Below are 12,845 nucleotides of genomic sequence, written 5' to 3'. Positions count from 1 at the left end.
TTTAAAATTAAAGGGGGAGCAATCCCCCTTTTTCCTATATAAACGGAAAGTTTGGGGAGAGCATGGATAGATTTTGGCGGATTGTTAGGGATGAAGAAGTAGTAAGGCGCATTAATATAATTGCTGATTTAGAAAAGGAAAGGGAGTTTTGCCGCCATGATGTTCAACACTTTTTAGACGTGGCCCGAATTTTACATATATTAAACTACGAAAATAACCTTGAGTTACTTCAAGAATTAGTTTATATCACCGCGTTTCTTCATGATCTAGGAAGGGTTGAGGAGTATCAAAAAGGATTAGATCATGCTAAAATTGGAGTGGAGATTGCTCGAAGAATTCTAATGACAAAAGAACTATTTACCGACGATGAGATTTACTTAATAACCGGTGCTATAGCTGGCCATCGGAATAGCAACTCAACTGGGTTTGCTAAGCTCTTATATCTTGCTGACAAGCTTTCCCGGCCCTGCCTTAGCTGTAAAGTTTTATCTAAATGTCATAAGGGAGAAGAGATGCTCTTACTTCACCAAAAGATGTTTTATTAACGGAGGTTTTATTATGGAAAATATTTTATGGTCCATGGAGTTTTCTAATATTGAGGAGGCAAAAAAAGAGATCGCCAAAATTGGCAGTACTTTGCCCGGTCAAAATTTGATGGCTCCTAAAGGGGTGCTACGAGCGATTAAAATAAAAAACTTAGCAACTAAAGCTGCCAATATTTTAAAACAAGAACTTTTAGCCAAAGGGGGGGATTGTGCTACTTCCTGGGGGTCTTTAGATTTAACTGTGCCTACCACTGACGTTTTATGCTTTGCTACCGAAAAAGTCTGGCGCCAGGTTATTCCCAAACTTAAAATGCAACCTTTCGGACTTAAAGCTTTAGCGGAAGAAATTGAGGAACTTTTACACAATTTAAATGGCCTGCCTAAATATGAGCTGGACTGTAGGGGAAAAAAAATTACCCTTGGAAAAAGAACTATAATTATGGGAATTTTAAATGTTACCCCCGATTCTTTTTCCGATGGTGGGCGCTACTATGATATTGAAGCGGCGTTAAATCATGCCAGGCAAATGGTAGCCGAAGGGGCTGATATTATTGATGTAGGAGGCGAGTCAACCCGGCCGGGAGCGGAGTATGTTCCAGCGGAGGAAGAGATCCGCCGGGTATTGCCGGTAGTGGAAGCCCTGGTACGGGAAATTGAAGTTCCGATTTCAGTGGATACTTATAAAGCTATTGTAGCGGAAAAAGTTTTAGAAGCGGGAGCTCATATTATTAATGATGTTTGGGGACTTCAGAAAGATCCCAAAATGGCCGAAGTTGCTGCCCGCTATGAGGCACCGGTGGTGGTGATGCATAACAAAACCGAAGCGGTGTATGAAGACTTGATAGCAGAAGTTATTAGCTTTTTAAAGGAAAGTATAAAAATAGGTCTTAGGGCCGGTATTCCACGGGAAAAAATAATAATTGATCCCGGGATTGGGTTTGGGAAGAGTTTAGAGCACAACTTAATTTTAATGAAACGTTTAAATGAATTAAAGAGCTTGGGGCAGCCAATTCTTCTTGGAACTTCCAGGAAATCATTAATTGGAAAAACCTTGGACTTACCGGTAAATGAACGGGTAGAAGGTACTGCTGCCACTGTTACTTTAGGTATTGCCAAAGGAGTAGATATTATCCGGGTTCATGACGTTAAAGAAATGGTGCGGGTGGCAAAAATGACTGATGCGATGGTGCGGTAGGAGGATTTTTGATGGATAAAATTGTTATTAAAGGTGCAGTTTTTTACGCCTACCACGGAGTTTTACCCGAAGAAAAAGTGCTGGGGCAGAAGTTTATTTTGGATTTAGAACTAGGCCTTTCGCTAGAGGCTGCGGGAAAAAGGGATGATTTAACCCAAACGGTAAGTTATAAAGAGGTTTTAGAGGCAGTGGAGGATGTAGTGGTTAATAACCGTTTTAATTTAATTGAAGCTTTAGCTGAAAAAATTGCCCAGAGGATTTTGGCGGATTTTCCCCGGGTCTTAGAGGTAAAAGTTACTGTTCATAAGCCTGGAGCGCCTTTACCGCAAAGCTTTAGTGATGTTTATATAGAAATAAAAAGGAGCCGTTAATATGTCTTTAGCCTATATTGGAGTTGGAACTAACCTTGGTAATAAACTGGAAAATATCAAAAGAGCTATAGAGGAGCTAAATAGTTTACCAGCTACTAAAGTAATTAAGACTGCAGGAGTTTATGAAACGGAGCCCTGGGGATATAAAGAGCAGGACTGGTTTTTAAATACAGCGGTAGCTTTAGAGACAGAGCTTGCCCCCGAGGAACTTTTAGAGGCATTGCTGCAAATTGAAGCCAAAATGGGAAGGGTAAGGCATATCCGCTACGGCCCGCGGGTAATTGACTTAGACCTTTTGTGGTATGAGGGGGAAGAACGGCAGGGGGAAAAACTTACCTTACCTCACCCGCGTCTTACCGAGAGGGCCTTTGTGGTGCTGCCGCTACTGGAGTTGTGGCCCGATGGGGAGATAAAGGGGATGTCTTTACGGGAAGCGGCAGCCAGGCTTAAAAAGGAACAGGGAATTAGAAAATTCAAAAATTTGTGAAAAAATTATTTTATATGTTCCACACAATTCTTATTGTAAACTCGATTTACACCTGCTATGATAACGTTGAGGGCACCGGTATGGGTCCTACATTAACTTTGAAGTAATTAAATACCACCGCTTGGATCCAGAGGACCGAGACGGGAGTAGAGACAAAAAGCCTTCCGTTCGGAAGGCTTTTTTTATCCTATACCCACAAAGAGGGGGGTTTTATGATTAATTCTATTGGGATAATCGGTGCAGGCAGGGTTGGTGGGGCATTAGGGTTATTACTCCGAGAAAAAGGTTTTAATATTAGTGGGGTTTACAGTAAAACTTTATCTTCCGCTGAAAAATTAGCTTATAAATTAAACAGTTTTGTCTATCGGGATTTAGAAAGTTTGGTAGCGGAGTCTGAACTCATTTTTATAACTACTACTGACCGAGAAATTGCTAAAGTTATCCGCGAAATAGCAAAATTACCAAATCTTACAGGGAAATATTTTGCCCACACCAGTGGTTCTCAGTGTTATAAAATCTTAAGTCCGATTAAAGAAAAAGGCGGAATTACCTTTACTATGCACCCCCTGCAGGCGGTTGCCTCACAGGAAATGGGGCGACAGGTTTTGCCCAAGGCTTATTTTTCTCTGGAAGGAGATCCGGAAGGGATTAAAGTTGGTGCCTACTTGGTACGGGCTATCGGTGCTAAGGTATTATATCTAAAAGAAAACCAAAAAAGTTTATATCATACTGGAGCGGTGATGGCTTCCAACTATTTAGTGACATTAATCGATACAGCTTTAGAACTATTAGAAATTTCAGGAATTAACCGGGAAGAGGGATTTCGAGCGCTAAAACCTTTGATTTATGGAACATTAAATAACATCGAAAAGTATGGTACTGTAAAAGCCTTAACTGGCCCTATTGCCCGGGGGGATACAGTAACAATAGCTCAGCATTTAGAAAGACTAAAAGAATATCCCAAACTTATGGAGCTTTATCAGGTTTTGGGGAAACATACGGTAAGGATGGCAAAAAAGCGGGAGGATTACCTTCCTGAAAAAGGCAAGAAAATCTTAAAACTTTTCGAGGAGGCTTACGATAAATGAGCAGGGTTACTGTTAACACCTTAAAGGAGATGAAAGAGGCGGGGCAAAAAATAGCCATGGTTACCGCCTATGATTATCCATCGGCGCTTTTTGCTGAAGAAGCCGGGGCAGAAGTGCTTTTGGTGGGGGATTCCTTGGCCATGGTGGTTTTAGGTTATGATAGCACTATACCGGTTACTATGGATGAGATGCTTCACCACGTTAAAGCAGTAGTGCGGGGGACCAAAAAAAGCCTGGTGGTAGCGGATATGCCTTTCATGTCATATCAGGCAAATGCTTTCGACGCAATGTACAACGCCGGACGGTTTTTAAAAGAAGGGGGAGCTCAGGCGGTAAAGTTAGAAGGGGGCAGTGAAGTTGCTGAATTGGTGGCTAAGCTTGTCTTAGCAGGGATACCGGTAATGGGGCATATCGGGCTTACTCCGCAGTCGGTAAATGCCCTCGGCGGTTATAAAGTTCAAGGAAAAGATTTAAAAACGGCCCAAAAGCTTTTGGATGATGCTAAAGCTTTAGAAGAAGCAGGGGCGTTTTCCATTGTTTTAGAGTGTGTGCCGGCGGCTTTGGCGGCGAAAGTTACCCAGAGCCTTTCAATTCCAACTATTGGCATTGGCTCAGGTCCCGATTGTGATGGCCAGGTCTTGGTTTACCATGATGTTTTGGGGATGTATCCCAGAATGCTTCCGAAATTTGTAAAACGTTATCTGGATAGTTCTAGTTTATTTAAAGAAGCTTTAGGCAAATATGTAGAGGAAGTAAAAAACAAAAAGTTTCCAGAAGAAAAACATAGTTTTACAATTGCTGAAGAGATTTTAGAAAAGATTTATTAATGGTTTAAGGAGGGAACTTAGTGCGGTTTTTTACAGAGGTAAAAACTCTTAAAGCTTATATAGCCGAACAAAAAAGGGAAGGTAAAACTATTGGCTTTGTTCCAACTATGGGTTACCTCCATGACGGACATTTATCTTTGGTACGCACGGCCAAACAGCAGGCTGATGTGGTAATAGTATCAATTTTTGTCAATCCTTTGCAGTTTGGCCCAAGTGAAGATTTTGCCAAATATCCTCGGGATCTGGAGCGAGATTTAGCACTTCTTCAGGAAGAAGGGGTTGACTGCGTATTTGCTCCTCCTGCTGAAGAGATGTACCGAGAAGGTTTTTCTACCTATGTGGAAGTTAGCGGGGAAATTACCGAGGTGATGTGCGGCAAATCCCGTCCAGGGCATTTTAAAGGTGTTACTACAGTAGTTACCAAGCTTTTTAACATTGTTACTCCAGACTTGGCCTTTTTTGGTCAAAAGGATGCCCAGCAACTTTTTATTATAGAAAAGTTAGTGCGGGATTTAAACTTCAACGTAGAAATAGTTCGGGTACCTACCCGTCGGGAAGAAGATGGTCTGGCGATGAGCTCACGCAATACCTATTTAAATCCCGAGGAGCGAAGAGCAGCAACTATTCTGTACCGGGCATTAAAACGCGGTGAAGAACTTGTGAAAAACGGAGAGAGAAACCCGGAAAAGCTAAAACAACTAATTGAAGAGTATATAAAAACTGAACCTCTAGCCCGGATTGATTATGTTGAAGTTCGGTCAGTTCCGGATTTAAAGGTCATGGAAAAAATTCAGGGCAAATTCATCATAGCTCTAGCGGTCTATATAGGGAGTACCCGGTTAATAGATAATTTTATTTTGGAGGTAGATTAAGGTGTTTTTGACCATGATGAAAGGAAAAATTCACCGGGCAACGGTTACCGAGGCTAATTTAAATTACGTAGGTAGTATAACAATTGATGAAGAACTTTTAGAGGCTTCAGGAATTTTGCCCAATGAAAAGGTACAGGTGGTAAATTTAAATAATGGGGCGCGACTTGAAACCTATACTATTCCCGGTCAAAGGGGTAGTGGGGTTATTAGCTTAAATGGTGCCGCGGCTCGGCTTTGCCAGGTGGGAGATAAAATTATTATTATTGCCTATGCCTTAATGGATGAAAAAGAGGCAAAAAATTGGCAACCGACAGTGGTTTTTGTTGATGAAAAAAATAAAATCGTTAAAATAGAAGAAAAAGAGGTTCATGGCCAAAGAGAATAGGAGTGAAAGAGATGTTTGATGAAAAGACCCGAAAAATTATGGACGAGGTGGTAAGGCTAAAAAAAGAAAAAGATGCTATCATCCTTGCCCACCTTTACCAGCGGCCGGAAGTCCAGGAAGTAGCTGATTATGTAGGTGACTCCCTGGGCCTTGCCCGTACGGCGGCTAAGACTTCGGCAAAAGTGATAGTTTTTGCTGGAGTTCATTTTATGGCTGAAAGTGCTAAAATTCTATCCCCGGATAAAATAGTATTACTGCCAGAAATTGATGCAGGATGTCCATTAGCGGATACCATTACTGCCGAAAGCTTACGAGCTAAAAAAGCCCAGCACCCGGGAGCGGTGGTAGTTACTTATGTTAATTCCTCAGCGGCGGTCAAGGCTGAAAGTGATATAATTTGCACTTCGGCCAATGCCGTAAAAGTTGTGGAGAGTATTCCTTCGGATAAGGAAATTATTTTTACGCCTGACCAGAATCTTGGAAACTATGTCGCTAAAAAAACCGGTCGGAAGTTAATCCTTTGGGAAGGTTATTGCAATACCCACCAGCGGTTAACCCCCGATGATATTCGTGAAGCAAAGGCCCAATATCCCAATGCTAAAGTCTTAGTCCATCCGGAATGTAGACCGGAGGTGGTGGCCTTAGCCGATGGAGTATTTAGCACCACTGGTATTATAAACTATGTGGTGAACGACCCAGGAGATGAGTTTATAATTGGTACTGAGGCTGGGATTATGCATCAGCTTTCCAAAAAAGCGCCTCACAAAAAGTGCTATCTTGCATCACCTAAACTTGTTTGTCCCAATATGAAATTGACAACAATTGAAAAAGTTAAGCTGTCTTTAGAAACTTTGGAGCCGCAAATTGAGGTTGAACCGGAAATTGCCCAAAAAGCCCTACAGGCTCTAGAGAAAATGCTTGCTATTGGTTAGGGGGAGAAGAGATTGCGCCGGTATCTTATTGATTTTGACTTATCCGGCGTTCCGGTGTATAAATCCGATTACCTGGTAATCGGTAGCGGAATTGCTGGACTTTATGCTGCCTTAAATGCCGCCCGCTATGGGGAGGTAGTGGTTTTAACAAAGAAAAATTTGGGAGATACCAATACCGACTTAGCTCAGGGGGGGATTGCAGCGGCGGTTGATCCGGAAGATGATTCACCGGAACTTCACTATCAGGATACTATTGAAGCTGGAGCAGGTTTATGTAATCCGGAAGCGGTGCGGGTACTGGTGGAGGATGGAATTGAACGGGTTCACCATTTAGTGGAGTTAGGAGCGGATTTTCACCGTAAAGATGGAAAACTCGCCCTTAGAATGGAAGGAGCCCATCGGCGCCGCAGGATTTTATACCGGGGAGATACTACGGGGGAAGAAATTCAGCGGGTTTTATCGATCCAAGCTAAAAACCATCCCCATATCCGGATAATGGAGAATCATTTTACTTTAGATTTAATTACCGAAGACCGGGAGTGCCTTGGCGCCTTAGCCTGGGACGAGAAAGGGCATTTACGTTTATTTTTAAGTAAGTTTACGGTTTTGGCCACTGGCGGTGCCGGTCAAGTTTTCCGGGAGACTACCAATCCGGAAGTAGCTACCGGAGACGGTATTGCCATGGCTTACCGGGCAGGGGCAGGAGTAATGGATATGGAGTTTTTCCAGTTTCACCCTACCGCCTTAAATTTGCCTGGCCGGCAAAAATTTCTTATCAGTGAAGCTGTCCGGGGAGAAGGGGCCAAACTCGTAAACGCGGCTGGGGAGTATTTTATGAAAAACTACCACGAGCTTGCCGACCTTGCTCCTCGAGATGTGGTAGCAAGAGCTATCTGGGATCAAGCGCAAAAAGGTCCAGTGTTTTTGGATATACGTAGTTTTACTGAGGAACAGTTAGCGGGAATACCAAGAATTGTAAAAACATTAAAGGAAAATGGATTAGATCCTAAAAAGGATTTAATTCCGGTGTTACCGGCGGCGCATTATTTTATGGGAGGAGTTCGAACCAACATCTGGGGGGAAACGGATTTAGCCAGGCTTTATGCCTGTGGGGAGGTAGCCTGCCAGGGGGTTCATGGGGCTAACCGTTTGGCTTCTAATTCCCTGCTGGATGGTTTGGTTTTTGGCTACCGGATTGTAGAACGCACGAAAAATATCTTAAAGACTACCCGGGTGAACTATCCTGAAGTAGCAGCTTTTAAAGGTGAGAAGATCGATGGAATTAGTACAAGGGAAGCTATGACAAAAATTAAAGACTTAATGTGGGAACATGCCGGAATTATCCGAAATGGCCAGGGGCTGAAAAGGCTTCTAAAAAATTTAAGGGAGTTAAAAATTTCTTTACCAGTTACTTCTATTGAAGAAGCGGTGGCTGCAAACTTATACCAAACTGCAAGCTTAATTGCTCTTGCAGCTTTAATCCGGGAGGAAAGCCGGGGGGCTCACTTTCGAGAAGATTATCCTTTAAGGGATGACTTTCTCTGGCAAAAACATATTGTTTTATCGAGGTGATAGGGTGTTACCTTTTTATGTACGTGAACAAATTCGCTTAGCAATGGAAGAAGACATTGGTCTTGGGGATATAACGACCGAGGCAATGGTGGTAAGTGAAGCCAGGACAGTGGGATTTATCAAGGTAAAAGAGCCCGGAGTGATTGCCGGGCTTTTTGTGCTGGATGAGGTTTATCGTTTCCTTAGTTCCGAAATACATATTGAGTATTTAGTAAAGGATGGGGATGAAGTTGTGCCGGGACAGGTGGTAGCCAAAATATTTGGGCCGGCAGAAGTGATTTTAATGGGAGAGAGAGTTGCGTTAAATTATCTTCAGTTTCTCTCAGGAATTGCTACGAAAACCCGAAGGATAATTGAAAGAGTAAAAGATTACCCGGTACGGGTAGTGGATACCCGTAAAACTGTCCCGGGGCTTCGTTGGCTTTCTAAATATGCAGTGCGGGTAGGCGGGGGTTTCAATCACCGGTTTAACTTAAGTGATGGTATTTTAATTAAAGATAACCATATTAAAGCCGCCGGCGGTATAAGGGAGGCAGTAGCCCGGGCTCGCCGGTATGCTCCTCACACCTTAAAAATTGAAGTTGAGGTGGAATCTTTGGCAGAGTTAAAGGAAGCGATGGAAGCGGGCGCAGATATTGTGATGCTTGATAACATGTCCCCAGCAAAGGTAAAAGAGGCAAAAATAATTACCAGAGGGAAGGTCCTCCTGGAAGCTTCCGGAGGGATAAATGAGGAAAATATTCTAGAATACGCTAAGGCAGGAGTAGACATCATTTCTCTTGGCGCCCTAACTCATTCGGTAAAGGCGCTAGATTTAAGCCTTGATTTAGGTAGTCTAAAGGAGTCCGGACAATGAAAGAAGAAATTATAGCCATGTTAATTGGACGCCAGGATTATTTATCGGGTGAAGAAATCTCGAAAAAAATTGGAGTAACTAGAACTGCAGTTTGGAAACACATAAAAGAGTTAGAACGGGAAGGTTATAAATTTGAGGCGCACCCCAAACGAGGCTATAAACTGATGGCTTATCCCGATGTTCCGGCGTATTATCTTTTAAAACCTTTTTTGAAAACACGTTTTATGGGTCGTACCGGTGAATACCATAATTTAATTGGCTCAACTAACGATCGGGCAAAAGAATTAGCGGTTATGGGGGTGCCCGAAGGTTTTTTGGTATCGGCTAACGGTCAAACCACAGGAAGAGGTAGGCTTGGCCGCAGTTGGGCATCTCCTGTAGGTCAAGGGTTATATTTTAGCATAATATTATATCCAAATTTGCCGCCAGTGGAATTACCAAAGCTAACATTATTAGCGGGTCTTGCTCTTGGGCAAGCGGTAGAAAATTTGGGAGTAGAGGCAAAAATTAAATGGCCCAATGACCTTTTAATTAAAGGTAAGAAAGTTGCCGGCATACTTACCGAAATGTCCGCCGAAGCGGAAAGAACTATTTTTGCTGTGGTGGGTGTAGGGATTAATATAGAACCTTTAAACGAAAGGGAGAGTTTTTCCTATCCTGCTACTTTTTTAAAAGAACATGTAGCTATTGTTTCAAGATTAAAGTTACTGGCTTCCTTTTTAGGCTATTTTGAGGAGCAGTATGAGCTGTTTAAAAAAGGAGAATTTGCCCGTATTTTAAAAGAGTACGAAAAGAGGCTGGCCTTTAGGGGGGAAGAGGTAAAGATCATTTCCGGAAGCCATGAGTATTCAGGACGGCTTTCTGGCCTTGCTGACGATGGTGCCTTAATTATCCAAGATGGGTTTACCACAAGGCGCTTTGCGGCTGGTGAAATAAGTTTAAGGAGAAAGGAGGAAAAGGATGTTTTTAGCCATTGATATTGGCAATACCAATACGGTTTTAGGGGTTTATGAGAACAAAAAATTAGTTAAAACTTGGCGGATGGCTTCCGATCGCAGTAAAACTACTGATGAGTATGCGGTTATAATAAGAAACTTTTTTTCCTTTTTAAACCTTAATTTTAAAGATATTGAGGGCATTGGTCTAGCTTCAGTAGTACCGCCTTTAACCCCAGTCTTTGAAAAGCTTTCCTATGAATATTTTCAGATCCGTCCCCTGGTAATTGGACCTGGAGTTAAAACCGGTCTTAAAATTAAGTTTGAAAATCCCCGGGAGGTGGGGGCTGACCGGATAGTAAATGCCGTGGCTGGTTACCATATTTACGGGGGTCCACTTATTGTTGTGGATTTTGGAACGGCTACCACTTTTGATGCCATTAATGAAAAAGGTGAGTATATTGGTGGGGCTATAAGTCCGGGAATCGGAATTTCTACCGAAGCCCTCTTTGCCCGGGCTTCTAAGCTTCCACGGATTGAGCTGGTAAAACCATTAAATATTATTGGTAAAAATACCGTTACTGCAATGCAGGCGGGGATAGTTTATGGTTTTATTGGACAGGTAGACGAAATCTGTACCCGGATGAAAAAAGAGCTAGGTAATAATACCAAGGTAATTGCTACAGGCGGTTTAGCGGAGCTTATTGCATCCGATTCCCGACAAATAGAACGGGTGGATCAGCATTTAACACTGGAGGGTATCAGGTTGATTTATGAAAGAAACAAGGCCAATTAAGCTGAAAAATCCGGTAATTGTTGCGCCCATGGCCGGTGTTACGGATAAGGCTTTTCGGCTTATCTGTCAATCTTTTGGTGCGGGGCTTACCGTTACTGAAATGATTAATGATTTAGCCCTACTACACGGTAATCCCAGGACTAGGCAAATGGTCAATTTAGAGGGAGAAGCCTTGCCAGTGGCAGTTCAAATTTTTGGTAGTGACCCGGAGAAAATGGCCGAAGCGGCCCGAATTGTTGAAGAAGCCGGAGCCAGTATGGTAGATATCAATATGGGCTGTCCTGCTCCGAAAATTGTTAAAAACGGTGAAGGAGCAGCTTTAATGCTTAAGCCGGAACTGGCGGAAAGGATTGTTACAGCAGTAAAAAAAGCCGTTTCTGTTCCAGTATCGGTAAAAATAAGAAAAGGGTTTGACGATAACACGGTAAATGCTGTTGATTTTGCTAAAAGGATGGAAGAGGCAGGAGCCGATATGATTGCTGTCCATGGACGAACCCGGGAGCAGTATTATTCGGGCAAGGCCGACTGGGAGATAATTCGCCGGGTAAAAGAGGCGGTAAAAATACCGGTGGCGGGTAATGGTGATGTGGATACTCCCCAAAAAGCCCGGGAAATGATTCTGGAAACTGGTGTGGATTTTATTATGGTTGGACGGGCGGTAATGGGTAATCCCTGGCTTATCCGGCAAATAGTAACCTATCTTGAAAGCGGCATAATGCTGCCTTCACCAACTTTTCAGGAAAAGGCAGAAATTTTTTTAAGGCATTTTACGTATCTTTTAAAATTTAAAGATGAATACATAGCGGTGCGAGAAATGAGAAAACACGGCGGATGGTATTTAAAGGGCGTTCCTGGGGCTTCCAGGCTAAGAGAAATATTAAATAAAGCCAAAACCCCGGAAGAAGTTAGGGAAGTTGTCCTAACTATAAAAAATATTTAAGAAATTAATAAGAAATATTAGAAAATATTAAGAATTATAGTAGTTGCATCATAAGGATAATAATGTTAAAATATGTACACGAAATTGTGTACATATTTTTCTTTTTAGGGAATATATTTTTTAAGGGGTATGTTTATGAGGATTGTTCGGATTGGAGATAAAGTTATTTCCCGGGATAAAATAGACCGAATGGTGGACGAAATTTTGAGGCTTCGTTCTCAAGGTTATTCGCAGCAGGAAACAGCTAATATCCTGGGGTTGGAGCGGACGTTTATCTCGAGATTAGAAGGAATTGGGGAAATTCGTAAAGGAACGAAAATTGCGGTTTTTGGTTTTCCTTTAAAAAATACCGAAGAGTTAATGAAAGTATGCCAGGAGGAAGGGGTAGATTTTACTCTTTTGATGACCGATAAGGAACGTTGGGAGTTTATTGAGGGGAAATCAGCGGCGGAACTGGTAAACCTTTTAATGGAGCTAATCGCGGCAGCCCAGCAGTTTGATACGGTAATCATGATTGGTTCTGATATGCGGGTAAAAGTGGCTCAGGCAATAGTTGATCGAGAAGTAATAGGCATAACCATTGGACAAACACCCATTGAGGAAGATGTATATCTCGATCCAGAAATTTTAAGAGAAGCTATAAAATCAGTGCGGGGAGGTAAGTAATGGTGGATAAGTTTGCATTTATAATACATCCACTGGAAGTTAAGGATGTAGCAAAAAAATTTGGTTTTGCTAAATTTCTTCCAGACCGGATTGTGGAATGGGGTTTAAAAAAACTACCAGCTTTTAAAGCTTCCCACATAACCGGGGTAAAATCTTCCTATAATGAGGTAGAGGGGTATTTTATTACCTGTCCTTTGACTTCCCGGCAAATGCTAGAGTTACCCGAAGAATTTGTCCTGGGGAAAATTATTGAGGCGGGAAAAGTTGCAGAAAGACTGGGGGCGAAAATCGTTGGCCTTGGGGCGTTTACTTCGGTAGTAGGCGATGCCGGGATTACTGTAGCAAAAAACCTTAATATTGCCGTTACAACTGGAAACA

At 42.4% G+C, this 12,845-nt stretch carries 15 protein-coding genes and 1 pseudogene; all 16 read left to right on the top strand.

From position 1 onward, the window contains the following. Window positions 1-62: 62 nt before the first annotated feature. Window positions 63-545, top strand: a complete 483-nt coding sequence (locus cpu_RS08830) for an HD domain-containing protein (RefSeq protein ID WP_075859649.1) — start codon at window positions 63-65, stop codon at window positions 543-545. A 13-nt stretch (window positions 546-558) separates the two neighbouring features. Further along, window positions 559-1,740 (top strand): dihydropteroate synthase, encoded by a 1,182-nt coding sequence (folP, locus tag cpu_RS14385; RefSeq protein WP_075859648.1) that lies wholly within the window; start codon window positions 559-561, stop codon window positions 1,738-1,740. Between the two features lie 11 nt (window positions 1,741-1,751). Beyond that, a complete protein-coding gene (gene folB, locus cpu_RS08820) occupies window positions 1,752-2,111 on the top strand; it encodes a dihydroneopterin aldolase (RefSeq protein ID WP_075859647.1) in 360 nt (119 codons plus the stop codon). 1 nt (window position 2,112) lies between these two features. Further along, window positions 2,113-2,598: a 2-amino-4-hydroxy-6-hydroxymethyldihydropteridine diphosphokinase gene (gene folK, locus cpu_RS08815; protein WP_075859646.1), complete on the top strand. Its 486-nt coding sequence runs from the start codon at window positions 2,113-2,115 to the stop codon at window positions 2,596-2,598. A 212-nt stretch (window positions 2,599-2,810) separates the two neighbouring features. Next, complete coding sequence (locus cpu_RS08810) at window positions 2,811-3,686, top strand: Rossmann-like and DUF2520 domain-containing protein (protein WP_075859645.1); 876 nt, start codon at window positions 2,811-2,813, stop codon at window positions 3,684-3,686. Beyond that, window positions 3,683-4,513: a 3-methyl-2-oxobutanoate hydroxymethyltransferase gene (panB, locus tag cpu_RS08805; protein ID WP_075859644.1), complete on the top strand. Its 831-nt coding sequence runs from the start codon at window positions 3,683-3,685 to the stop codon at window positions 4,511-4,513. Before cpu_RS08810 ends, panB begins: the two co-directional genes overlap by 4 nt. 20 nt (window positions 4,514-4,533) lie before the next feature. Then, entirely contained in the window at window positions 4,534-5,385 is an 852-nt protein-coding gene (gene panC, locus cpu_RS08800; RefSeq protein ID WP_075859643.1) for a pantoate--beta-alanine ligase, read from the top strand. Window positions 5,386-5,398: 13 nt separating this feature from the next. Then, entirely contained in the window at window positions 5,399-5,770 is a 372-nt protein-coding gene (gene panD / locus cpu_RS08795; RefSeq protein WP_439951473.1) for an aspartate 1-decarboxylase, read from the top strand. Between the two features lie 11 nt (window positions 5,771-5,781). Further along, on the top strand, window positions 5,782-6,702 hold the full coding sequence (gene nadA, locus cpu_RS08790) for a quinolinate synthase NadA (RefSeq protein WP_075859641.1): 921 nt from the start codon (window positions 5,782-5,784) through the stop codon (window positions 6,700-6,702). 12 nt (window positions 6,703-6,714) lie between these two features. After that, window positions 6,715-8,274: an L-aspartate oxidase gene (gene nadB, locus cpu_RS08785; RefSeq protein ID WP_075859640.1), complete on the top strand. Its 1,560-nt coding sequence runs from the start codon at window positions 6,715-6,717 to the stop codon at window positions 8,272-8,274. A gap of 4 nt (window positions 8,275-8,278) precedes the next feature. Next, complete coding sequence (nadC, locus tag cpu_RS08780; RefSeq protein ID WP_200800669.1) at window positions 8,279-9,130, top strand: carboxylating nicotinate-nucleotide diphosphorylase; 852 nt, start codon at window positions 8,279-8,281, stop codon at window positions 9,128-9,130. Next, window positions 9,127-10,107, top strand: a complete 981-nt coding sequence (locus cpu_RS08775) for a biotin--[acetyl-CoA-carboxylase] ligase (protein ID WP_075859638.1) — start codon at window positions 9,127-9,129, stop codon at window positions 10,105-10,107. The genes nadC and cpu_RS08775 overlap by 4 nt, the downstream gene beginning before the upstream one ends. After that, window positions 10,091-10,861 carry a type III pantothenate kinase gene (locus tag cpu_RS08770; RefSeq protein ID WP_075859637.1) on the top strand — a complete coding sequence of 257 codons (771 nt, stop codon included), beginning with the start codon at window positions 10,091-10,093 and terminating at the stop codon, window positions 10,859-10,861. Before cpu_RS08775 ends, cpu_RS08770 begins: the two co-directional genes overlap by 17 nt. Next, window positions 10,839-11,801, top strand: a complete 963-nt coding sequence (gene dusB / locus cpu_RS08765) for a tRNA dihydrouridine synthase DusB (RefSeq protein WP_075859636.1) — start codon at window positions 10,839-10,841, stop codon at window positions 11,799-11,801. The genes cpu_RS08770 and dusB overlap by 23 nt, the downstream gene beginning before the upstream one ends. 135 nt (window positions 11,802-11,936) lie before the next feature. Continuing rightward, a complete protein-coding gene (locus cpu_RS08760; RefSeq protein ID WP_075859635.1) occupies window positions 11,937-12,467 on the top strand; it encodes a transcriptional regulator in 531 nt (176 codons plus the stop codon). Between the two features lie 2 nt (window positions 12,468-12,469). Next, a pseudogene (locus cpu_RS08755) lies at window positions 12,470-12,845 on the top strand (shikimate dehydrogenase); the annotation flags it as partial.

The organism is Carboxydothermus pertinax (assembly GCF_001950255.1).
In the GTDB taxonomy this organism is placed as follows: Bacteria; Bacillota; Z-2901; order Carboxydothermales; family Carboxydothermaceae; genus Carboxydothermus; species Carboxydothermus pertinax.
This window is presented reverse-complemented; position numbering and strand designations above follow the sequence as displayed.

Bases quoted from the DNA above. Each gene is read 5' to 3' on its own strand.
- cpu_RS08830 (WP_075859649.1), top strand. From the start codon at position 63: ATGGATAGATTTTGGCGGATTGTTAGGGATGAAGAAGTAGTAAGGCGC.
- folP (WP_075859648.1), top strand. From the start codon at position 559: ATGGAAAATATTTTATGGTCCATGGAGTTTTCTAATATTGAGGAGGCA.
- folB (WP_075859647.1), top strand. From the start codon at position 1,752: ATGGATAAAATTGTTATTAAAGGTGCAGTTTTTTACGCCTACCACGGA.
- folK (WP_075859646.1), top strand. From the start codon at position 2,113: ATGTCTTTAGCCTATATTGGAGTTGGAACTAACCTTGGTAATAAACTG.
- cpu_RS08810 (WP_075859645.1), top strand. From the start codon at position 2,811: ATGATTAATTCTATTGGGATAATCGGTGCAGGCAGGGTTGGTGGGGCA.
- panB (WP_075859644.1), top strand. From the start codon at position 3,683: ATGAGCAGGGTTACTGTTAACACCTTAAAGGAGATGAAAGAGGCGGGG.
- panD (WP_439951473.1), top strand. From the start codon at position 5,399: ATGATGAAAGGAAAAATTCACCGGGCAACGGTTACCGAGGCTAATTTA.
- nadA (WP_075859641.1), top strand. From the start codon at position 5,782: ATGTTTGATGAAAAGACCCGAAAAATTATGGACGAGGTGGTAAGGCTA.
- cpu_RS08775 (WP_075859638.1), top strand. From the start codon at position 9,127: ATGAAAGAAGAAATTATAGCCATGTTAATTGGACGCCAGGATTATTTA.
- cpu_RS08770 (WP_075859637.1), top strand. From the start codon at position 10,091: ATGTTTTTAGCCATTGATATTGGCAATACCAATACGGTTTTAGGGGTT.
- dusB (WP_075859636.1), top strand. From the start codon at position 10,839: ATGAAAGAAACAAGGCCAATTAAGCTGAAAAATCCGGTAATTGTTGCG.
- cpu_RS08760 (WP_075859635.1), top strand. From the start codon at position 11,937: ATGAGGATTGTTCGGATTGGAGATAAAGTTATTTCCCGGGATAAAATA.